Source organism: Flavicella sp. (assembly GCF_029238425.1).
GTDB lineage: Bacteria > Bacteroidota > Bacteroidia > Flavobacteriales > Flavobacteriaceae > Flavicella.
The window spans coordinates 1-22,986 of record NZ_JAQWGB010000017.1; the positions used below are offsets into that span (position 1 = coordinate 1).

The 22,986-nt window shown below is 33.7% G+C and carries 20 protein-coding genes and 1 pseudogene; 12 read left to right on the forward strand and 9 right to left on the reverse strand.

The annotated features are described in order from the left end of the window. Together P8H68_RS00910 and P8H68_RS00915 are read right to left on the reverse strand one after the other, a co-directional pair. Window positions 1–677: ABC transporter permease (locus P8H68_RS00910; protein WP_300320412.1), on the reverse strand; the 677-nt coding region annotated here is incomplete at its 3' end. 13 nt (window positions 678–690) lie between these two features. Then, window positions 691–1,920 carry an ABC transporter permease gene (locus tag P8H68_RS00915; protein WP_300320414.1) on the reverse strand — a complete coding sequence of 410 codons (1,230 nt, stop codon included), beginning with the start codon at window positions 1,918–1,920 and terminating at the stop codon, window positions 691–693. 329 nt (window positions 1,921–2,249) lie between these two features. On the opposite strand from P8H68_RS00915, the gene sucD reads away from it, so the two are divergent. From sucD to P8H68_RS00950, 7 genes are all read left to right on the forward strand, one after another. Continuing rightward, the gene (sucD, locus tag P8H68_RS00920) at window positions 2,250–3,122 is read left to right on the forward strand and encodes a succinate--CoA ligase subunit alpha (protein ID WP_300320417.1); all 873 of its coding nucleotides are present in this window, start codon (window positions 2,250–2,252) and stop codon (window positions 3,120–3,122) included. Window positions 3,123–3,296: 174 nt separating this feature from the next. Beyond that, window positions 3,297–4,046 carry a 3-oxoacyl-[acyl-carrier-protein] reductase gene (gene fabG, locus P8H68_RS00925; RefSeq protein ID WP_152287437.1) on the forward strand — a complete coding sequence of 250 codons (750 nt, stop codon included), beginning with the start codon at window positions 3,297–3,299 and terminating at the stop codon, window positions 4,044–4,046. Window positions 4,047–4,122: 76 nt separating this feature from the next. After that, window positions 4,123–5,106: a type I phosphomannose isomerase catalytic subunit gene (locus P8H68_RS00930; protein WP_300320427.1), complete on the forward strand. Its 984-nt coding sequence runs from the start codon at window positions 4,123–4,125 to the stop codon at window positions 5,104–5,106. Between the two features lie 21 nt (window positions 5,107–5,127). Next, on the forward strand, window positions 5,128–5,595 hold the full coding sequence (locus P8H68_RS00935) for a MaoC family dehydratase (protein WP_300320430.1): 468 nt from the start codon (window positions 5,128–5,130) through the stop codon (window positions 5,593–5,595). Further along, window positions 5,596–5,880 (forward strand): hypothetical protein, encoded by a 285-nt coding sequence (locus P8H68_RS00940; RefSeq protein WP_300320433.1) that lies wholly within the window; start codon window positions 5,596–5,598, stop codon window positions 5,878–5,880. It abuts the gene before it with no gap. A gap of 16 nt (window positions 5,881–5,896) precedes the next feature. Then, a complete protein-coding gene (locus tag P8H68_RS00945; protein WP_300320436.1) occupies window positions 5,897–6,730 on the forward strand; it encodes a prohibitin family protein in 834 nt (277 codons plus the stop codon). 1 nt (window position 6,731) lies between these two features. Continuing rightward, a complete protein-coding gene (locus tag P8H68_RS00950; protein ID WP_300320439.1) occupies window positions 6,732–7,157 on the forward strand; it encodes a transmembrane 220 family protein in 426 nt (141 codons plus the stop codon). On the opposite strand, the gene P8H68_RS00955 is transcribed toward P8H68_RS00950, so the two are convergent. The 3 genes from P8H68_RS00955 to P8H68_RS00965 are packed head-to-tail and all read right to left on the reverse strand — an operon-like array spanning window position 7,107 to window position 10,518. After that, a complete protein-coding gene (locus P8H68_RS00955; protein WP_300320442.1) occupies window positions 7,107–8,291 on the reverse strand; it encodes a TIGR03862 family flavoprotein in 1,185 nt (394 codons plus the stop codon). The two genes, P8H68_RS00950 and P8H68_RS00955, sit on opposite strands and share 51 nt — an antisense overlap. A gap of 8 nt (window positions 8,292–8,299) precedes the next feature. Then, window positions 8,300–9,310 carry a UDP-N-acetylmuramate dehydrogenase gene (gene murB, locus P8H68_RS00960; protein ID WP_300320445.1) on the reverse strand — a complete coding sequence of 337 codons (1,011 nt, stop codon included), beginning with the start codon at window positions 9,308–9,310 and terminating at the stop codon, window positions 8,300–8,302. A 5-nt stretch (window positions 9,311–9,315) separates the two neighbouring features. Next, window positions 9,316–10,518 carry a pyridoxal phosphate-dependent aminotransferase gene (locus P8H68_RS00965; protein WP_300320448.1) on the reverse strand — a complete coding sequence of 401 codons (1,203 nt, stop codon included), beginning with the start codon at window positions 10,516–10,518 and terminating at the stop codon, window positions 9,316–9,318. A gap of 136 nt (window positions 10,519–10,654) precedes the next feature. Between P8H68_RS00965 and P8H68_RS00970 the strand changes: the two genes are divergently transcribed. The 4 genes from P8H68_RS00970 (at window position 10,655) to P8H68_RS00985 (ending at window position 17,287) form a co-directional block, all read left to right on the forward strand. Further along, window positions 10,655–11,974 carry a PDZ domain-containing protein gene (locus P8H68_RS00970; protein ID WP_300320451.1) on the forward strand — a complete coding sequence of 440 codons (1,320 nt, stop codon included), beginning with the start codon at window positions 10,655–10,657 and terminating at the stop codon, window positions 11,972–11,974. Between the two features lie 183 nt (window positions 11,975–12,157). Continuing rightward, window positions 12,158–14,614 (forward strand): endopeptidase La, encoded by a 2,457-nt coding sequence (gene lon / locus P8H68_RS00975; RefSeq protein ID WP_300320454.1) that lies wholly within the window; start codon window positions 12,158–12,160, stop codon window positions 14,612–14,614. A gap of 75 nt (window positions 14,615–14,689) precedes the next feature. Beyond that, on the forward strand, window positions 14,690–16,309 hold the full coding sequence (locus P8H68_RS00980) for a S8 family serine peptidase (RefSeq protein WP_300320457.1): 1,620 nt from the start codon (window positions 14,690–14,692) through the stop codon (window positions 16,307–16,309). Between the two features lie 36 nt (window positions 16,310–16,345). Next, window positions 16,346–17,287, forward strand: a complete 942-nt coding sequence (locus P8H68_RS00985) for a nitronate monooxygenase (protein WP_300320460.1) — start codon at window positions 16,346–16,348, stop codon at window positions 17,285–17,287. A gap of 8 nt (window positions 17,288–17,295) precedes the next feature. On the opposite strand, the pseudogene P8H68_RS00990 reads toward P8H68_RS00985, so the two are convergent. The 4 genes and pseudogenes from P8H68_RS00990 to mtaB form a co-directional block, all read right to left on the reverse strand. Beyond that, a pseudogene (locus P8H68_RS00990) lies at window positions 17,296–18,069 on the reverse strand (sulfite exporter TauE/SafE family protein). A gap of 16 nt (window positions 18,070–18,085) precedes the next feature. Continuing rightward, entirely contained in the window at window positions 18,086–18,973 is an 888-nt protein-coding gene (locus tag P8H68_RS00995) for a lytic transglycosylase domain-containing protein (protein WP_300320463.1), read from the reverse strand. 69 nt (window positions 18,974–19,042) lie between these two features. Then, window positions 19,043–19,696 carry an alpha/beta hydrolase gene (locus tag P8H68_RS01000; protein ID WP_300320466.1) on the reverse strand — a complete coding sequence of 218 codons (654 nt, stop codon included), beginning with the start codon at window positions 19,694–19,696 and terminating at the stop codon, window positions 19,043–19,045. Between the two features lie 26 nt (window positions 19,697–19,722). Further along, the gene (gene mtaB / locus P8H68_RS01005; protein ID WP_300320468.1) at window positions 19,723–21,039 is read right to left on the reverse strand and encodes a tRNA (N(6)-L-threonylcarbamoyladenosine(37)-C(2))-methylthiotransferase MtaB; all 1,317 of its coding nucleotides are present in this window, start codon (window positions 21,037–21,039) and stop codon (window positions 19,723–19,725) included. Between the two features lie 131 nt (window positions 21,040–21,170). On the opposite strand from mtaB, the gene P8H68_RS01010 reads away from it, so the two are divergent. Beyond that, window positions 21,171–22,805 carry an ABC transporter substrate-binding protein gene (locus P8H68_RS01010; protein ID WP_300320471.1) on the forward strand — a complete coding sequence of 545 codons (1,635 nt, stop codon included), beginning with the start codon at window positions 21,171–21,173 and terminating at the stop codon, window positions 22,803–22,805. Window positions 22,806–22,986: the final 181 nt, after the last annotated feature.

Below are 22,986 nucleotides of genomic sequence, written 5' to 3' on the forward strand. Positions count from 1 at the left end.
ATCATAAGCCAACCCACACTGTCTCCCGCATTGAATATTTGTTGGAAGCAAGTAAAGGGAATATGAACACTATTTTCATTATCGAACTCGCCACTTTTGAAAACTCCAATAACGTGAAAGTTAATATTATTAATTAATACATTAGAACCGACTGCTTCTTCATCTTTTTGATATAATTGTTTGAAGATTTCTTCTGAAATTACTACAACCTTTCTTCTTTCTTTGATGTCTTTTTCATTTATAAAACGACCAAAACTCATGTTTTTCTTCTGTACTCGGTTGAGGTGTGGATAGTCACCAAATACGGTAAAATCAGCGGTTTCAAAATTTCTTGATAGGGTTCCGTTTCTGGCATGTCTTGGTACAACGAAATCAACACCAGGAACTTCATTTTTTATTTTTTCCATATCACTCAACTTGATACGAACTCTTCTGTTTTCTTGAAATCCTTTGAAGGGCATACTTGTTCTTTGTCCCCAAATAAAGACACTGTTGGTTGCTAGGTTTCCGAACAATCGATTGAAGGAATTCTCCATCCCCTTAGCGCTACCTAAAAGAGTAACGAGTAGAAATATTCCCCAAGTAACACCAATGATAGTAACCATGGTACGCAGTTTGTTTTTACGAATGCTTTCGTAAATTTCTTGCCAGGTATCACTTTCAAATAAAAACTTCATTCTTTGGTATAAATTAATCGTTTCTTAAGGCAACTATGGGTTTGATTCTTGCGGCTCTTTTTGCAGGTAAATATCCAGCAAAGCAACCGGCTATGATCAAAATAATCATGGCAGATACCACTAAATTAGAGCTTACACTTGGGTCTGTGATAAAATAATCTTCTAAACTGTCTCCAATTAAAGACAAGGTTCCTATTCCAATAAGCATACCAACATAACCAGCAATAGAGGTGATCACAATTGATTCCAAAAGAATAATCATTACAATAGAACCAGGTTTTGCTCCCAAAACTTTTCTGATACCAAGTTCTTTGGTTCTTTCTTTGACTATATAAACCATGATATTGCTTATTCCCACGATTCCAGCAATAAGACTACCAAATCCGATAAAAATGACCATCAAGCCAATAACAAAAGTCATTTGGTTAATATCTCTTCTTCTCTCAGCAAAATTAACAGTACGTATGGCTCTTTGATCGTTGGGTGCAACTGAAAAACGTTCTTTGAAATCTTCTGTTAGTTTCTTGCTGAATGCCAAGGTTTGAGCATAATTCATTTTGGGACTGTAGGCAATTCTAATCTCTTTGATATATTCTTTGTTTGAAAAGATGCTTTGAGCCGTAGTGACAGGCATATAAATCAAACGTTCTTCATTATCGCCACCATCATCCTCAAAGGTCCCAATGACTTGAAAAGAGATTCCTTGTAGTGTGATTTGTTTACCAATGGGGTTTTTGTTTCCGAATAGATCTTCAACCACTAATCTACCTATCACAACATATTTTAATTTTTTATCTATGTCATTATTGTTGAGGTATCTTCCATAAACAACTTTCGTGTTTTCTAAGTATTGATGATCCGGATGTACGGCTCTGATATTATAGTCGTTCTTTTTTCCTTTGTAAGAGCCGGTGAAATTTTTGTAAACACGGGCTGTTATAAATTGAATTTTATCGTCGTATTTATGTTTGACGTATTCATAATCTTCATTGCTGAAATTGATGCGTTTACCTGTCTGATTTCCTTTGTAGGGTTTAGAGGTTCTACCAGATCTAAGAAATATGGTATTGCTAGCATCATCTGAAAAGAAACCAGAAAAAGTGTTTTGCAAACCATTGGATATACCTGACAGCAGAGTGAAAATCAGAATCGCAAAAAGTATGGTAAATCCGGACAGAATGCTTCTAAGCTTATTTTTATTTATGCTTTGAAAAATTTCATTCCAAAGATCTGTGTTAAACATAGCAAGAACAGTCTAAGAGTTAGATTAATAGGTTCATCAAATTTAATAATATAAACGCTTGCAGCTTTAGAAAAACTGTAAACTTTTGTTAAAAACTAAACTTTTACCCTTTAGGCAAAGGGTAAAAGTTGCTGTTGAACCATATTTAGACCTGTTAAATGTGTGTTTTTTGATAAAACCTAAATTTTGTGCATCTGAAATAAAGGATTTATAGATAATTCTAGGTTAGAAATTAGGAAATATTAAAACTTAGGGATACTGCTCGTTGTTCAAGAAAATATCGATACTTTTGTTTTCTCACAAACTAAAAAATAAACAAAACTTCTACTATGAGCGTTTTAGTAAATAAAGATTCAAAAATTATTGTTCAAGGATTCACAGGTAAGGAAGGTACTTTCCATGCTGGTCAAATGATTGATTACGGAACCAATGTTGTTGGTGGTGTAACTCCAGGAAAAGGAGGTCAAGAGCATTTGGGTAAGCCTGTATTTAACACAGTTGCTGATGCAGTTGAAAAAGCGGGAGCTGATACAACGTTAATTTTTGTTCCACCAGCATTTGGTGCAGATGCTATTATGGAAGCTGCGGATGCAGGAATCAAAGTGATTATCTGTATTACTGAGGGAATTCCTACGGCTGATATGGTAAAAGTAAAAGCTTATTTAGAAGGAAAAGAAGCTCGTTTGGTTGGACCTAACTGTCCAGGTGTTATTACTCCGGATGAGGCAAAAGTAGGGATCATGCCAGGATTTATCTTCAAAAAAGGTAATGTAGGTATCGTTTCTAAATCAGGTACTTTAACTTATGAAGCTGCTGATCAAGTTGTAAAACAAGGATTTGGAATTACAACAGCAATTGGTATTGGAGGAGATCCAATTATTGGAACTTCTACAAAAGAAGCTGTTGAGTTGTTGATGAACGATGAAGAAACGGAAGCAATTGTTATGATTGGTGAAATTGGAGGTCAGTTAGAAGCTGATGCTGCAAAATGGATCAAAGAAACTGGAAACAAAAAACCAGTTATTGGATTTATTGCAGGTCAAACTGCACCAGCAGGAAGAACAATGGGACATGCAGGAGCAATTGTTGGTGGAGCAGATGATACTGCGCAAGCTAAGATGGCTATCTTAAGAGAAAATGGAATTCACGTAGTAGATTCTCCAGCTAAAATTGGTGAAATGGTTGCTAGCGTGTTGAAATAATATAGGTTTTAAATCGCCTGAAACGGTCTATATCTTTTATTAGGTATAGACCGTTTTGTTTTTTATAATGTTGTGAACTAATGCATTGCATGGCTGTGTGGCGTTTTTAGAATCAATCTACTATATGTTTGTGTTGGTTTGAGTATATTTGCTTGCAAATTAAAAATATTGAAAATGAAACTTCTTGAAAACAAAACGGCATTGATTACAGGTGCTACTAGAGGAATTGGAAAAGGAATAGCGATTACTTTCGCAAAACAAGGTGCTAACGTTGCCTTTACTTATAGCTCTTCTGTAGAAGCGGCTCAAGCTTTAGAAAAAGAATTAGAAGAATTAGGAGTAAAAGCAAAAGGATACCAATCTAATGCAGCAAAATTTGATGCAGCGCAAGAATTGGCAGCGGATGTTTTAAAAGAGTTTGGAACGATTGATGTTTTGATAAACAATGCAGGAATTACAAAAGATAATTTACTAATGAGAATTAGTGAAGAAGATTTTGATAATGTAATTGAAGTAAATTTAAAGTCGGTTTTCAATTTAACAAAAGCAGTAATTCGTCCAATGATGAAGCAGAGAGCTGGTTCAATCATCAATATGAGTTCTGTAGTGGGAGTTCAAGGAAATGCAGGGCAAACGAATTATGCAGCCTCTAAGGCTGGGATGTTAGGATTTACAAAATCTGTAGCCTTAGAATTAGGGTCGCGTAATATCCGATGTAATTCAATTGCACCAGGTTTTATTGAAACTGAAATGACAGCAAAATTGGATGAAAAAGTGGTAGATGGTTGGAGACAAGCAATTCCACTAAAAAGAGGAGGTTCTCCTGAAGATATTGCCAATGCATGTGTGTTTTTAGCATCTGATATGTCAGCTTATATTACAGGTCAAACATTGAATGTTGACGGTGGTATGATCACTGCATAATATATAAAGTACTTAAAAAGAAAGCTATTGTGATTGTTTGCAATAGCTTTCTTTTGTTATATTTATAAAAAAAAGTATGGAAAAGAAGGCAATTGGACTGTTGAAATTTCAACCCATATTTCAATATAGAATTTGGGGAGGAGAAAAATTAAAGACTGTTTTACATAAAAATTATACCGAAACCAAGATTGGAGAAAGTTGGGAGATTTCTGGGGTTCCTGGGAATGAAACTTTAGTGGGTGAGGGGATTCATATTGGAGAGTCTTTAAAATCATTAACAAAAAGTTTTGGAGCTAATTTTGTAGGAGAAAAGTGTTTTGATCAGTACGGAAATGAATTTCCAATTCTGATTAAATTTATTGACGCTGCTAAGCCTTTATCTGTTCAGGTACATCCTGATGATGCTCTTGCCAAAGAACGTCATGACAGTCTTGGGAAAAACGAGATGTGGTTTATCATGGATTCGGAGAAAGGTGCAGATTTGATTGTTGGCTTCAATAAAAAGATGGATAAGGGGTCTTATCAAAAAAGTATTGCTGATGGAGCCTTAATGTCAGATTTAAATTCACTACCGGTAGAAAAAGGAGAGTTGTATTATTTGCCCGCCGGAAGAGTTCATGCGATTGGACAAGGAGTTATGCTGGCGGAAATTCAACAAACTTCAGATGTTACTTATAGGGTCTATGATTATGATCGAGTAGATGCAATTACTGGAAAGAAAAGAGAATTACATGTTGAAGAATCAATTGATGCAATTGATTTTAGAGAAGTTGAAGAATATAGAACTGTATATCCCAAAGATAGTAATCAATCAAATTTAATGATTGATACCCCTTATTTTAAAACAAGCTATATCAAAGCATGTAATGAATTACTGCTGTCTTACAAAGAAAATGAATCGTTTAGGATTTATATTTGTACAGAAGGAAAAGCGGTTTTAAAGATAGAGCATCAAGAGCTAGAGATAAAAAAGGGAGAAACAATTTTGATGGCTGCAAATGAAAAAAGTTTGACTATCTTGCCGTCAAGTAATGTGGAGCTATTAGAGGCTTCTTATTAAGTAATCAACTAAAATAAAAATATGAGTGTAGTTATTATTAATAGTTTTGATGAATACAAAGCTTTCGAAGGGAAAGTGATTGGAACTTCAGAATATTTAAAAATTTCACAGGACCAAATCGGTCAGTTTGCTGATGCGACATTAGATCATCAGTGGATCCACTTGGATAAAGAAAGAGCAGAAAAAGAAAGTCCATTCAAGTCTACCATTGCACATGGGTATTTAACCTTATCATTATTGCCTTATTTGTGGGAACAAATTGCGGAGGTTAGAAATAACAAAATGATGGTAAACTATGGTATAGAGAACTTTAAGTTTGTGAAACCTGTTTTAGTGGATAGCGAAATACGTTTGGTGGCTTCTTTAAAATCTATAGTAGATTTAAGAGGGACATCTAAAGCTGTGTTGAATGTTACTATTGAAATAAAAGGCGAAAGAAAACCTGCTGCTCAGGGGGATATTATATTCTTGTATACGTTTACCAATTAAATGGAACTGCGTTTGAAAGAAAAAATAATGGCGAATATTGATATGTTCGCCATTTCTGATTTTTGTCCGAATGGTGGTTGGCCGAAATTTGACAATTTGTCAATTAAAATTTACAAAGAAGAACAATTGCCGGATGGCATTTTATTTGATGTAGAATTGTTCTATGACTGTGAATTTGCAGGTTGCTGTTTCATACCAGGCGGAGAAAACTATACTAGATTAAGAAAAAATATAAAAGTATCGGATACCATGTTTATGGTGTTGAACGAAGAAATTAATAATTAACTAAAAATAAAATAATATGAGTAATAATCAATTAGATATACGTTTTCCAAAAGGAGGAGCTGTTTTTATAATAGTTGCTGTTTTTGCTGTCATTTTTTTCTCAAAGGCAACTGTTACTATAGGATCAGGAGAAGCTGGAGTATTGTATAAAACATTTGGAGGAGGAGTTGTAACGGATAAACCAGCCTTAGGTGAGGGGTTTCATTTAGTAGCACCTTGGAATAAAGTAATTATTTATGAAGTACGTCAACAAGAGTTGTTGGAAAAGATGAAGGTTTTATCCTCTAATGGTTTGGATATTTTACTAGAATTGAGTGCTTGGTACCAACCGGATGCAAATCAATTAGGTTTATTGCACCAAAAGAAAGGGCAAAGTTATTTAGATAGAGTTATCAAACCTTCAATTAGATCTGCTGCAAGAAGTGTGGTAGGAAGATACACACCCGAACAAATTTATTCTAGTAAGAGGGATGCAATTCAAGAGGAAATATTTGAAGAAACTAAAATTATTTTGGATGAGCAGTTTGTACAATTGAATGAAGTGTTAGTTAGAGATGTAACATTGCCTCCAACGATAAAAACGGCGATTGAAAATAAATTGAAGCAAGAGCAAGAATTCTTAGAATATGAATTTACAATCCAAAAGGCTCAAAAAGAAGCAGAGAGACAAAGAATTGATGCGGAAGGAAAAGCAGCAGCAAATAGAATCTTAAATCAATCTTTGACTGATAATATTTTAAAAGAAAAAGGAATTCAGGCTACAGTAGAACTGGCAAAATCTCCAAATTCTAAGGTGATTGTTGTAGGAAGTGGAAAGGAAGGTTTGCCATTAATTTTGGGAAATAACTAAAATGGAAAAAAGGAAAAAAATAAATATTGCACTCGCAGTATTGTATGTTTTATTTGCAATAGTTCAGTTAAACGACCCTGATCCAATAGAGTGGTTTTTATTGTACTTTTTTGTAGCAGTATTTTGTGTGGTTGCTAATTTTGTAGTGCTGCCTAAAAAACTATTGTTAGGGTTAATTGTAGCTTATTTGTTGTATTCAGGGTATTATTTTTCTTATTTCATGGACTGGATTCAAATAGAGCACAAGGAAGAACTTTTTGGGAAAATGGTTTATGAAAAACCTTATTTAGAAGGAACCCGTGAGTTTCTAGGTTTGCTGATTGCCGCAGCGGGTTTGTTTTATCTGTATGTAAAAGTACCTTCTGAAAATAAACAATCAATTGATGTGTTTTGCAACAAAGTAACCGGTGGCAAAACAACCTTGTAATAAAAAACCACCAGTAATGGTGTCCCAATCAAACATCTCCCCAGCAATAAATATGTTGGGGATTTTTTTTAAGGAAAGATCTGCATTTAGTTCTTCTAAAGGAACTCCGCCGGTTGTAGAAATCGCTTCCTCAATAGGTCTCAATCCTTCAATAGGAATAGCAAGCCTTTTCAAGGCTTTGACAAAACGAATTGGGTTTATGTACGTTTCTTTGTCAGTAAAAGATTTTATCAAAGCGATTTGAGCTTTGTTCAAATTATAAACATAACCATAGTTTTTAGGCTGTGTGGTACTGGTTAGTTTTGATATTAATTCTTTTTCGGTATTGAAAGGTTTTAAATCAATTGAAATTGTTGTTTGTCCTTTTTTTAACAAAGTCCCTATTGCATTTGCTAAAGGGTATATAGCATTTCCTTCTAATCCGTAAGTGGAGATGACGGCTTCACCTTTTACGATTTTATCTTGAAAAGTAATCCTAATGTTTTTTAATGGAGTTCCTATATGTTGTGCTATAGGCTTGTTATTATAATTCACAATAATCCCACAATTGGAAGGTTCAAAAGTGGATGTTTTTATGTTGTTTTTTTGCATTAAGTGCGTCCATAAACCATCTGAGCCTGTAATAGACCATGAAGCACCTCCTAGGGCAAAAATACAAGTGTCAAATTCTTTTGAAAACTTTGAGGTTTTATTATTAAAAGTGATAGAGCTTTTATTGAAATCGATCATTTCATGTTCTAGGTAGATAGAAACATTTTGTTTGATCATTCTCTGTTTTAAGGCGTTCAATACTTCAATCGGTTTGATTCCTTTTTCTGGAAAAATTCTACCACTTGACCCTACATAGGTAGGGATCCCTAATTCCTCTAACCAAGTCACCGTTGCTTTGGAATCAAATGATTTTAAAATATTAGTAAATAAATAGTTAGGTGTGTACTTGGAGGAAAGCTCTTTATCAATCAAACTGTTGCTTAGGTTAAAACCTCCTTTGCCTGCCACCAAAAACTTACGACCTAAGGTTTTTCCCTTTTCAAATAGTGATACCTTGTGTGTTTTACTCAGTTCAATAGCTGCCATCATTCCTGCTGGTCCACCACCTACAATAATAATATTTTTCGAGTTTTCGGTTTTCATAGTAATTGCTATTCAATTACGTTCACTTCAATCTCTAGCGCTATTTCAAAATTAGAAAAGATTGTGGCTTGAATTTTTTTAGCCAAAGCATAAATTTCTAAACCTGTTGCTTTTCCATAATTAACCAAAACCAAAGCCTGATTTTTATGAGAGCCTGTTTGACCAAAACGCTTCCCTTTAAAGCCAGATTGTTCTATCAGCCATCCTGCCGGTATTTTTACAGAGTGGTCGTTTACCGGGTAAGAAGGCATGTTTGGATGTATTACTTTTAGTTTTTCAAAAAGTTCCAAAGAGATGATAGGGTTTTTAAAAAAACTTCCACTATTTCCAATCTCTTTTGGGTTTGGTAATTTGGAGTTTCTAATTTTTATTACCGCATCACTGATGTTTTTGATAGTAGGTGCTGTGATGTTTAGTGCCTCTAATTCTGTTTGAATAGCTCCGTAAGAATAATTTAATTGATGAGATTCTTTTGTGAGAAGGAATGTTACTTTGGTAATGATGTATTTTCCTTTCAACGAATTTTTAAAAACAGAGTTTCTATAACCAAAATTACATTCTGAATTTTTAAAAGTTCTGACTTCTCCTGTTTCGATTTCAATTGCTTGGACTGTATCTATGGTGTCTTTTACCTCCACACCATAGGCACCAATATTTTGAATAGGGCAGGTTCCAACGTTACCAGGAATTAATGATAAGTTTTCTAATCCTCCCAAATTATGATCAATACACCACAATACAAAATCATGCCAATTTTCTCCTGCGCTGACAGCAACTAATACTTGATTGTTATTACTTTTTTCGGTACTTATCCCTTTTAGGTTTAAATGTATGACTAACTTGTCAATATCATTCACAAGTAATAAATTACTGCCACCACTTAAAACAAATACATCTTTATGTTCGTTTAAAACTTTCTGAAGTTCAGCTAGACTGCTAACAGCGATATACTGTTTTGCTATGGCATCAATACCAAAAGTATTAAAGTTTTTTAGAGAAATATTATGTTGTATTTGCATAAGTTTTAATTGCTAAATTCTTTTTGGTATTTAGCTAAGGCAAGTTTTAAAATCTCTACAGATCGAACCAACTCTTTTTTATTCAAAACGTAAGCAATTCTTATTTGCGATTTTCCTAAGTTTTTGGAAGTGTAAAATCCACTTGCGGGAGCAACCATCAGAGTTTCATTTTGATCAGAAAACTTTTCCAGCATCCATTGAGCAAATACATCTGTATCTTTAACGGGTAATTGAACGATACAGTAAAATGCTCCTTGAGGAGTAAATACTTTAACTCCTTCAATTTTTTGCAATTCTTCTACCAAAATATTTCTTCTGCCAGTATATTCTTCCACCACTTCAGTAAAATAACTTTGTGGGGTTTCTAGAGCAGCTTCAGCAGCAATTTGAGCATAAGTTGGTGGACTTAATCTAGATTGTGCCATTTTCATAATGGTATCTAGGAAATCTTTGTTTTTTGAAACAATACAACCAATTCTAGCACCACACATGCTGTATCTTTTTGAGATAGAATCAATCATAATGGCATTCTGATTCATTCCTTCTTCATTTAGAATAGAATAATGTGCTGCATCGTCATATACGAATTCTCTATACACTTCATCTGCAATAAGAAATAAATCATATTTGATGGCTAATTCCTTTAATTGATGAATTTCTTTTTTAGAATAGACAACTCCGGTTGGGTTTCCAGGATTGCAAATTAATATCGCTTTTGTATGCTTAGTGATGACTTTTTCAAAATCTGAAATTTTAGGCAAAGCAAAATTTTCATCAATCGTAGAAGTGATAGGTACCACATTAACCCCTTCAGCAATAGCAAAACTATTATAATTAGCGTAAAAAGGCTCTGGAATGATAATTTCATCATGAGGGTCCGTGATGCAAGCGATGGTGAATAATAAAGCTTCTGAGGCACCAGTGGTCACCAAAATATTTTCTTTTTCAATCGCTATATTATGTCCACTATAGTAATTGGCAAGTTTTTCACGGTATTGCTCAGAGCCGTTAGATGTAGTGTAACCAAGAATTTCTATGGTATTGTTTTTTACAGCATCTAAGGCAACTTTGGGAGTGTGTATGTCGGGTTGACCAATATTTAAGTGATAAATATGAATGCCCTTTTTCTCTGCTGCCTCAGCATAGGGAACCAGTTTTCGTATTGGTGATTCTGGCGTTAATATTCCCTTTTTAGATATTTGTGGCATGCTTCTGTTTTTGTGAAAATTGTAATTTTAAAATAGCATACAAATTTAATTTTTTTACCTTAAAAGCCTCAATAATAGCTCGTTTTTTTTGAGAAAAAAAAGATTTCTTTTGTAACTTAGAGAAAAAATGGACCGAATGAAGAAAATTGCCTACATATTGGTTTTGTTTCTCACTTTTTCTGTGACTGCACAAAAGGTGTCTAATTTGCGTCCGGGTAAAAAGTATCAAAGTATAAAATTTAAGTTTATAAATAATTTAATCATTCTTCCCTTAGAATTAAATGGGGTGCCCGGTGATTTTATTTTAGATACCGGTGTCAAGGGAAATATTCTTTTTTTGGGAGAAAATGGAAAGTTTTTTATTAAAGATTCTTTGCGCACCGTAAATCTTAGAGGTTTTGGTTATGGAGAACCGGTAAAGGCATATGTGTCTATGGGGAATACCGTGAGATATAAAAGCATGGTACTTCCTAACAGAGATTTTTTTTTGTTGAAAGATGAAAAATTAAATTTTTCGGCCAAAACAGGGATTGCGATTCATGGATTGATTGGAGCTGACTTTTTTCGAAATAATGTGATTAAAGTTGATTACAAGAGAAATAAAATAATCGTTTATGATAGAGAATATTTTTATGATAAAAAGCACAAAGAGGACAAAGTCAAAAAAATAGATTTGGTTTTTCATAATGACAAACCGTACATGGAAGGTCAGGTTAAAATATTTGAAAATGATACCGCTCATAAACCTGTAAAATTACTAATTGATACAGGTGGTACTGAGGCTTTATGGTTGTTCAAAGATGTAAATAAATTTGAAAAATTACCACCCAAATATTTCACAGATTTGTTAGGAGAAAGTTTGACGGGTAGTATTCATGGAGATAAATCTAGAATAGAAACCTTTGCTTTTGGAGGATATGATTTTGGGAATCCAATAGTTTCTTTTTTGAATGAGGATGTCGCAAAAAAGGCTAAAAAAATTAAAGGAAGGAGTGGTACGTTAGGTGCGGGGATTTTAAAAAGATTTACTGTTTGGTTTGATTATAGAAGTGAAAAAATGTACTTGAAAAAAAACTCAAGATATAAGGAGGAGTTTTATTACAATATGAGCGGATTGGAAATCAATTATAACGGAAGTGTTATGGTTTTAGAATTTCGCCAAACCGGGGTTAATTTAGTTGAAAGTGATAATAATTTAGTTTCTCTAGACTATCATTTTGCTTTAAAACCATCTTATATCATTGCCAATGTTAGAAAAGGTTCTCCAGGGGATTTAGGGGGATTAAAAAAAGGAGATGTATTGTTAGAGATTGATGATATAGCAGTTCATCATAAATCTTATGGTGACATAATTGAACATTTTTATAAAAAGAAAAATAGACGAGTGGATCTGTTGGTAGAAAGAGATGGAGAAGAAATGTATTTTAAATTTCATTTGATAGATGAGTTGGATTAAAAAATATAATCGACAGTATAGTTTGTCTGATTAAGCGTCTTGGCACGAGAATTGAAATATTTACTGTAATAGAGCGTTAAAACTTCAATGAAACCTTGTTTTAAAAGGGTTTTTGGAAATAGGTAGATTTCCGAATTGAAGTTTGGTTTAGAATTAATGTCAGTTTGACAGTAAAATATATATATGAGCAATTCAAAAGTGATAAAAATAGACAGTTTGTCTTTGCAAAATATGCTTGATGAGGATTCAGAGTTGATTCCATTGATGACAGCAGAAGATGAAGAGGAGATAAATAAAGAGGAAATTCCTGAAACTTTAGCCATTTTACCTTTAAGAAATACAGTGTTGTTTCCAGGGGTTGTGATTCCTATCACGGCGGGTAGAGATCAATCTATACAGTTGATTAAAGACGTAAATAGTGGAGATAAAATTTTAGGGGTTGTTTCTCAAATTGATTCATCGGTAGAAAAGCCAACAGAAAAAGATATTCATAAAGTAGGAGTAGTCGCTCAGATTTTACGAGTGTTGAAAATGCCTGATGGAAATACAACCGTAATTATTCAAGGGAAAAAACGTTTTCAAGTAAATGAAGTTATTCAGGAAGAACCTTATTTAAAGGCAACGACACAAGATTTCTTGGAAGATAGTTTTATTGAAGATACTGATGAGTTTAAAGAAATTATGTCATCAGTAACTGAATCTGCTTTGGAGGTAATTAAAGAAAATCCAAACTTGCCTTCAGAGGCTGCTTTTGCTATTAAAAATATTCAAAGTCAATCTTTTCTAGTAAATTTTATTTCTTCTAACATGAATTTAAGTGTGAAGAAAAAGCAGAGCCTATTAGAAAAAAGTTCTTTGAAAGAGCGTGCAATTACCACTTTAAAAGAGTTGAATAAAGAATTGCAACGTTTGGAGTTACGTAATGATATTCAATCTAAAACACGTGTTGATATGGATCAACAGCAGAAAGAATATTACTTGCAACAACAATTGAAAACAATTCAAGAGGAGTTAGGAGGAGTTTCCCATGACGAGGAATTGGTTGAGTTGAAGGAAAAAGCAAATGATAAAAAATGGGGTAAGGAAGTGCAAACACGTTTCGATAAAGAAATTAGTAGGTTGCAAAGGATGAACCCTCAAATGCCCGACTATTCAATTCAAAGAAACTATTTAGAATTGTTGTTGGATTTGCCATGGAATGAATATTCAAAAGATAATTTTGATTTAAAACGTGCAGATAAAATTTTGAATAGAGATCACTTTGGCCTTGAAAAAGTGAAGGAAAGAATCATTGAACATTTGGCTGTTTTAAAGCTAAAAGGGGATATGAAATCTCCAATTATCTGTTTGTATGGACCTCCAGGAGTTGGTAAAACATCCCTTGGTAAATCTGTGGCAGAGGCTTTAGGAAGAAAATACATTCGTATGTCTTTAGGAGGATTAAGAGATGAATCTGAAATCAGAGGACATAGAAAAACATATATTGGTGCTATGCCTGGACGATTGATTCAGAATATGAAAAAGGCCAATACGTCAAATCCTGTTTTTGTTTTAGATGAGATTGATAAATTAGCCTCGAGTCATGGTGGAGACCCATCTGCCGCAATGTTAGAGGTATTGGATCCAGAGCAAAACACAGAGTTTTACGACAATTATTTAGAGGTTGGTTATGACCTTTCTAAGGTGTTGTTTATTGCGACAGCGAATAATATAGGAGAGGTGCCATGGGCATTGAGAGACCGTATGGAATTGATCAATGTTTCGGGGTATACCATTGAGGAGAAAACTGAAATAGCTAAAAAATTCTTGTTACCAAAACAATTAAAAGAGCACGGTTTGACAACTGAGCATTTGAAAGTTGGGAAAGCGCAATTGGAAAAAATTGTAACAGGTTATACAAGAGAATCTGGTGTGAGAAGTTTAGAAAAGCAGGTTGCAAAAGTAGTGCGTTATGCTGCGAAGTCTATTGCCATGGAAGATGACTATAATGTAAAATTATCTGATGAGGATATTGTTACCATTTTAGGAGCTTCAAAAATGGAAAGAGATAAGTATGAGAATAACAGCGTTGCTGGTGTAGTAACAGGCTTGGCTTGGACAAGTGTTGGTGGAGATATTTTATTTATTGAATCTATTTTGTCTAAAGGAAAAGGAGAACTTTCTATCACGGGTAATTTAGGAAAAGTAATGAAGGAGTCTTCAACGATTGCTTTGGAATATATAAAAGCAAATATTGAGGAGTTTGGAATCGATCAAAAGGTGTTGGACGATTATAAAATTCATATTCATGTTCCTGAAGGAGCAACTCCAAAAGATGGACCAAGTGCAGGAATCACGATGCTGACTTCATTAGTCTCAGTATTGACTCAGAAAAAAGTAAAATCAAACTTGGCTATGACTGGTGAGATTACTTTAAGAGGAAAAGTATTGCCTGTAGGTGGTATCAAGGAAAAAATATTAGCTGCAAAACGAGCGAATATAAAAGAGATTATCCTTTGTGCAGAAAACAAACGTGATATAGATGAAATAAAAGAATCATATTTAAAAGGTCTTAAATTTCATTATGTTACTGAAATGAGTGATGTGATCAAAATAGCATTGACAAAGCAAAAAGTTAAAAACGCAAAGAAATTAGTTTAAGGCTAAGTATTTAAAAAAATAAGCGAATGGTTGATTCATTCGCTTTTTTTGTTTCTAAAATTGTAAATTGTTGAGATGAAATTTTTGGTTCTTACTTTTTGTTTGTTCAGCAGTCTGTGTTTTTCTCAGGAAGAAGATGCATGGGTTTATTTGAAAGATAAACCTACATCTAATACTTACTTGAATAGTCCACTTTTGATGCTCAGTCAGCACTCTTTGGACAGAAGAACTGCTCAAGGAATTAGTTTAGACCTTAAGGATGTTCCTGTGGAGAGTAGTTATGTGAATACAATTTCGCAAAGTAACGGTATTACAGTATTGGCAAAATCTAAATGGTTGAATGCGCTGCATGTTAGAGGTACTATAACGGACATAAATTTGGTTGCGTCTTTGAGTATCGTAGATTCTGTTCAGTTTAAAGATAATAGCTTGAACAAAGGAATAGGAAAAAAAGCATCAGATAAATTTAGCATAGAAAAAACTTTGGAAGCTCAATTGAATTATGGACAGACAGAAAATCAAACCACGATGCTTTCTGGAGATTTTCTTCATGATTTGGGCTACTTAGGGACTGGATATAAAATTGCAATTCTTGATGCAGGCTTTAAAGGAGTAGAAACTTTTACATCTTTTGGTAGATTGCATGATGCTAACTTGAGTAATGGAGAGATTTTAGGAGGGTATGATTATGTCAATAGGAATTCGGATTATTATGGAGATACAGGTAATACGCATGGACTTTCTGTTTTATCAACCATTGGGGCTTTTATAGATCACCAATTTATTGGAACGGCTCCTAATGCGGAATTTTACTTATATGTGACGGAAGATGTTGGCTCAGAAACACCACTTGAAGAAAGTTTATGGGTGGAAGCCGCGGAAGCGGCAGACAGTATTGGTGTAGATATTATAAATACTTCTTTGGGCTATACAACTTATGATGATTCCAGCTATAGTTATTCTTATTCAGATATGGATGGTGCTACAACTTTTATTTCAAGAGGAGCAGAGATCGCATCCTCAAGAGGGATGTTGTTGGTTACTTCAGCGGGAAATGAAGGAAGTAGTTCATGGAAATATATAAGCGCTCCGGCGGATGCCCCATCTGTTTTATCAGTGGGAGCTGTAGATGCGAATGAGATTATAGCTAGTTTTAGTTCTTTCGGACCAACAGCAGATAATAGAGTCAAACCAGAAGTTTTGGCACAGGGTAGAAATGTATATGTTATCAATAGCGCAGGGAATGTAAGTTTGTCTAATGGAACTTCTTTTTCTGGACCTATTATGGCAGGGATGAGTGCTTGTTTGTGGCAAGCTTTCCCGAATAAAACAGCAAGTGAGATTAAAGATCTTATTGTGCAATCTTCAGATAGATTTCAAAACCCCTCTGATCAATACGGTTATGGAATTCCGGATTTCCAATCTATTTATGAGTCGTTAGATGTTGAACATCAGAAAAAACAAATAATAAAGATTTATCCAAATCCCGTAACAGATAAGTTGCATATTACCCTAGCAAAGAATCATGATTACAAGGAGGTACATATATTCAATGTTTTAGGGCAATTAATAGCTGTTAAAAATATTTCAAGTAGCGATAATATTATTGATATGGAGGGAATGGATAACGGTGTGTATGTTCTAGAATTAGTATCAGGAACCAACAGTCATTCTGTGAAAATATTAAAAAGATAGACAAAATAGAGTTAGGGCTTAAGTTAAGCAAAGAGTATGAAGTCAAATAGAATTACAAAATTATTTAATATAAAATATCCAATTATTCAAGGAGGTATGGTTTGGGTAAGTGGATATAAATTAGCATCAGCAGTTAGTAATGCGGGCGGGCTTGGGTTGATTGGTTCTGGTTCTATGTATCCTGAAATGTTTAGAGAACATGTTCAAAAATGTAAAAAAGCTACCGACAAACCTTTTGGAGTGAATATTCCAATGATCTATCCGAATATTGAAGAATTGATTTCGATTGTTATAGAGGAAAAAGTGAAGATTGTTTTTACCTCGGCAGGGAATCCTAAATTATATACTGCTAAACTAAAGGAACATGGCATCACAGTGGTTCATGTGGTAAGTAGTTTGAAGTTTGCACTAAAAGCTCAAGAGGCGGGTGTTGACGCTGTGGTGGCCGAAGGTTTTGAAGCAGGTGGACATAATGGAAGAGAGGAGAGTACTACGTTTACATTAATTCCAACAGTCAAACAGAAAATTACGATCCCCTTGATAGCAGCTGGTGGAATTGCAACTGGAAGAGGTATGTTGGCGGTTATGGTTTTAGGAGCTGATGGTGTGCAGGTGGGAAGTAGGTTTGCAGCAAGTATAGAATCTTCTGCACATCAAAATTTTAAGGAGCGCGTATTGGAGACAAAAGAAGGAGATACTATGTTGACTTTAAAAGAAATTGCCCCTGTTAGAATGATTAAAAATGAATTTTTTGAAGAACTGGTACGTTTTTCAAAAGATCATACTGTTTCAGAGTTAAAGGAGTTTCTTGGGAAGCGTAGATTGAAAAAGGGAATTTTTGAAGGTGAAACACTTGAAGGAATGATGGAAATTGGACAAATAGCAAGTGTCATTGATCAAATTGAATCTTCTCAAGAAATAATTGAAGATATGATACAAGAGTATCAGGAGGCTGTGAAAAGTACGCTGTTTGAATAAACGAGTTATTAAAAATCAAAAATCATTTTAATGGCAACTATAAGCTGTAAAACAGCGAATATTTTCTTGAGTGATTTCTGATTTATTTTAAGTGCTATTTTTGACCCAATAAATCCGCCAATTGCAAATAATACTGCTATGGTAACCATGTAATACCAATTGATGGGTTCCGTGTCGTTATAATTGTTTACTGCAAAATAAGTTACAGGGGGTAACATTACTGCCAAACTAAGACCTTGTGCATTATGCTGTGTAAAACCAAGTAAGTACACAAAAAGAGGTACCATGACAATGCCTCCTCCAACACCAACGAGTCCACTTAAAACCCCCGCCAATAATCCAACACCTATTAGCGTCAGGGTTGTTTTGTTTTTTGGTAGTGATGTAGATTTTGATTCTTTCATAACAGATTATTTACCAAAAAACATTTTTATTCCAGCCAAAAACATCACAACACCAAAAACTTTTTTCAAAGAAACCTGATCGATACTTAAGGCTATTTCAGATCCTAAGAATCCTCCAACTGTAAAAAATAGAGCAACAATAACGGTATACTTCCAGTTTACTTCACCCGCTTTGTGGTAATTTGCAACAGCAAAATAAGTAACAGGTGGTAGCATAATAGCCAAACTTAATCCTTGAGCCCCATGTTGTGTATATCCCAAAAGAAAGACAAACAAAGGGACCATAATAATTCCTCCACCAATTCCAACAAGACCACTTACAATACCTGCTGTAAGTCCGATGATCAAGAGTATTAAAATTGTTGTTGTTAAAGTCATTTAAAAAGTAAGAGTTTTAAGGAATCTTAATTTCGTATTTTTTTCTAGATTTATTATTTAGATGGTTTTCTCTCAACCAAGGGTTGTGCAATTTTAACTCTTTATAGTTGCATTCCATTTGCTGCGCAAAGGAGGCAATATTATGGATGGCAGTATCTACAGTAACTAATTTAGTCTGTTCCAATTTGTATAAATCTTCATTGTCGAAGATAAATCCATAATGATTTGGGTGTGAAAGAATTTCTTTAATGGCGATAATTCTTGGAACATAGCGTTGCGTTTCACTACTTAATAACAAATCATAATAATCCGTTACTTTTTGTTTTTCCTGATTTCTTGAGATCCCTCTGTTACCGGCATTGTAGGCCGCAGCAGCTAAAGTCCAAGTACCAAATTTTTCTTTTGATTGTAAAAGATAATCGCAAGCGGCTTCAGTTGCTTTTTCAATATTATAACGTTCATCTACATTATTATTGACTTCCAATCCTCTTTCTTTAGCGGTATGTGGCATCAATTGCCAGAATCCTTTTGCTCCTGCAGATGAAGTAACATTTTCAAGTCCACTTTCAATGACAGCTAAATATTTAAAGTCGTCCGGAATTCCATTTTTTGTAAGTATTGGCTCTATCACAGGAAAGAATTTGTGTGAACGTTTTATCAATAATAAAGCATTGGATTGCCAATACGTATTTACAAGTAGTTCCTTGTCGATTCGTTCTCTTACATCAGGTTTATTTAATGGGATAGCTTCTCCAGCAAAAGTTAAGTTGTTTGGGATTTTTAAAGCTTTTATCTGGTAGGTGTCACTCGTGTTTTTAATAGGTTCTTCTGTACTGTAGATAAACAATGCAAAAGAAATACAAACGAGAGTTATGGGGATAATATATTTATTAAAGTTACGCATGGTGAATAAAATTTAGTAAGACTCAAAACGGTTATTTGGAGTATATCTAAAGTTACAAATTTCGCGCCATTATGCTAATTCTTGAGATAAAATTTTATTTATTTTTTTTGCTTTTAAAAGAATCATCACATGAGATCCTTTTTTTATTCTTACACAATTAGAAATATGTTTTATTGGAAATACGACATCTTTTTCGCCATGAATATGAAGTATATTGTTCAAATGGTTCTCAGAACTCCAAAAGAGTAAAGATTTGACTGCCCAATATAAATATTTAGGATCTCTATAAGAAAGGTATGCTTTGTAAGAGGTTATGGTTTTATTCAAACGTGTTCCTGAAAAATGTAACGTAATTTTTTCTATAAAATTTATTGGAATGAGAGGGATGAGCTTATAAAGGTGAAGTTTTTTTATAAGTTTTAATTTTTTAGGTAGCTCGCGAATATCTTTGATACTTGAGATCAAGATGATTTTTTCGCAATTTATTTTTTTTCCAATTTCTTGAGCCAAAACACCTCCAAAAGAAACACCAATGATGATCGGATTCTCATGAGAAATCTGTTCCATGAAACGGTTTGTATAGGAGTCTAAACTTTCATGCTTAGAAGTGGGAAGTATCCATTCTAAATAATGTAATTCAAAACTTTCTTTAGGAAAACTTAATCCTTTAAATATTTTAGAGGTTGCTGCAGTACCTGGAATAAAATAAATATGCCTTTTCATAATTATAAGGTACGCCAAAAAAATGATTAAAGAAAATCGAAACGTACAAGGCCGTCTTCGTCAATTTTAGTAAGCTTAATATTATGAATTGTATTTATTAAACTTGGGTTCCATGGGGTTTTGACTTTTACGTAGTTTTCTGTAAACCCATGAATATAACCTTCTTTGTTTTCACTTTCAAATAATACGGTATGTTCTGTCTGCAACTGACTTTCATAAAATGCACGTCTTTTTTTAACTGACAAACCACGCAACATTTTACTTCGTTTTTTTCTGACATTGGCAGAGACAACACCATCCATTTCAACGGCTTCTGTATTAGGCCTTTCTGAATAAGTAAAAACATGAAGGTATGATATATCCATCTCATTTAAGTAATTGTAAGTCTCAAGAAACAATTCTTCAGTTTCTCCCGGAAAACCAACAATTACGTCCACACCAATACAAGCGTTTGGCATTTTAGCTTTTATTTCAGAAACTCTATCTGTGTAAATTTGACGCAAATAACGTCGTTTCATTAATTTTAAAAGTGTGTCACTACCACTTTGTAAAGGGATGTGGAAATGAGGGACGAAAGTTTTGCTATTAGCAACAAAATCGATGGTTTCATTTTTTAGTAAATTAGGTTCAATAGAAGAAATACGCAATCTATGAATCCCTTTTACGTCATCTAAAGCTTGTACTAGTTCGTAAAAAGTATGTTCGTGCTTTTTGTTTCCAAATTCACCTTTTCCGTAATCGCCAATATTTACTCCAGTAAGAACTATTTCTTTAATGTTTTTTTGTGAGATTTCTTCCGCGTTTTTTAACACATTTTGCAAAGTATCACTTCTAGAAATTCCTCTGGCTAACGGAATGGTACAATAAGTACATTTGTAATCACATCCATCTTGCACTTTTAAAAATGCTCTAGTTCTATCTCCAACAGAGTAAGAACCTACATAAAAATCAGCTTCAGAGATTTCACAGGAATGAACTTCTCCCATGTCATTTTTGGAAAGGTCATTTATATAGTCGGTAACTTTAAATTTTTCCGTTGCACCCAAAACCAAATCAACGCCATCAACATTGGCTAATTCTTCAGGTTTAAGTTGTGCATAACATCCAACAGCAATTAAAAAAGCATCCTCATTTTTCTTTAAAGCATTTTTAACAATCGATTTAAAGCGTTTGTCAGCATTATCAGTAACCGAACATGTGTTGATCACATAGATATCTGCTTTTTCTTCAAAGTCAACTCTTTCGAATCCTTCATCTTGAAAACTTCTAGCAATAGTTGAAGTTTCAGAGAAATTTAATTTACATCCTAAAGTGTAAAAAGCTACTTTTTTATCTGTATTCATTCTTGTACTTTTGTCGAGTACAAAAGTAAGTCTTTAAACTCAATTTTTTTATACGTTTTTGACTGAATTATTAGCATCAAATTAGTTAACTTTTATATTCAGGATGAATGCCCGAATTATTAAAATAATGTATGGATAATCAACGTTTAGACAATTGTAAACTTAAAGTTTTATTGGGGTTTCTTATAGTGGGAATATTATTTTCCTGCTCCAAAGGAAATCAATCAGAGAAGACAGATAGAGTGTTCCGTTATAACGAAGCGGCAAATATTACCACGTTAGATCCAGCTTTTGCGAAAGATTTAAGAACTATTTGGGCAACAAATCAACTCTTCAATAGCTTGGTTCAGTTGAATGATCAATTGGAAGTGGAGCCTGATATAGCAAAATCTTGGGAGATATCCAATGAAGGAAAGAATTATGAGTTTACTTTACGTTCCGATGTATTTTTTCATAAGCATATGTTGTTTGGAAAAGATTCTACAAGAAGAGTAACCGCGAAAGATTTTGAATACAGTTTTAAGAGACTCCTAGATCCGAAAGTTGCATCACCTGGTAAATGGGTGTTAGAGCATGTGTCTCAATTTGAAGCAGTCAATGATTCTATTTTTAGGATTGAATTAAAACAAGCTTTTCCACCTTTTATTAGTTTGTTAAGTATGCGCTATTGTTCTGTGGTACCAAAAGAAGCGATTGCTTGTTTTAAAGATAAATTTAGATCCAATCCTATTGGTACAGGCCCCTTTCATTTTAAACTATGGGTAGAAAATACTAAGTTGGTCTTTAGAAAAAACGACCTCTATTACGAAAGAGATTCTCTTGGAAAACGATTGCCTTATATGGAAGCTGTAGCAGTAACTTTTTTGCCGGATAAACAAAGTGAGTTTTTACAATTTGTGCAAGGGAATCTGGACTTTTTAAATAGTATAGATGCCTCTTATAAGGATGAACTTTTAACAACCAAAGGAACTTTAACAGAAACTTATAAGAGGAAAATAAATATGGTAAAGGGGCCTTATTTGAATACAGAATATTTAGGGATTTATCTGGATGCTAAAGAAAACGAAGTGCAGTCGCTAAAGATTAGAAAAGCATTGAACTACGGTTTTGATAGAAAAAAAATGATTCTGTATTTAAGAAATGGTATTGGAACACCTGCTGTAAATGGTTTTATTCCAAAAGGGTTGCCTTCTTTTAATCATATGAAAGGTTATGATTATCAACCGGAAAAAGCCAAAAATTTAGTTCAGTCTTATATTGAAGAAACAGGTAATACGGAACCATCTGTGACTATTAGTACTAATAGTCAGTATTTAGATTTGTGTGAATATATCCAGAGAGAAGTGGAAAAAACAGGATTGAATGTAGAGATTGATGTGATGCCTCCTTCTACTTTACGTCAAACAAAAGTAAATGGTCAATTGAGTATTTTTAGAGGAAGTTGGGTAGCAGATTATCCTGATGCGGAAAATTATTTATTTATTTTTCACACCAAAAAGTTTTCACCAAACGGACCAAATTACACGCATTATAGTAATAAAAACTATGACTTGTTATTTGAAGAATCTATTCGAACTGTTGATAAAAAGAAAAGAGAAGGTCTGTATCAAAAAATGGATAGTCTGTTGATGGAATCAGCACCTTTGGTTCCTTTGTATTATGATGAGGTTGTACGATTTACTCAAAATAATGTTGAAGGCTTAGGAATAAATCCAATCAATCACCTGATTTTAAAACATGTAAAAAAAAATAAAAAAATAAGATAGTGAAAGGGTAGGGTATTTAGGCTTTTGAGTGTTTTAATAATACCTACTACAACGGTTTTGGCTATGAAATGTGTGGGATTAGAAAAGTACTAGATTTTCGACCTAGCACAAAACATAGCTTTTTTTTGAGTTATAAATTTAGTCTTTTTTTATAAACGAAAGAAAAAAAGGTTTGTGACTT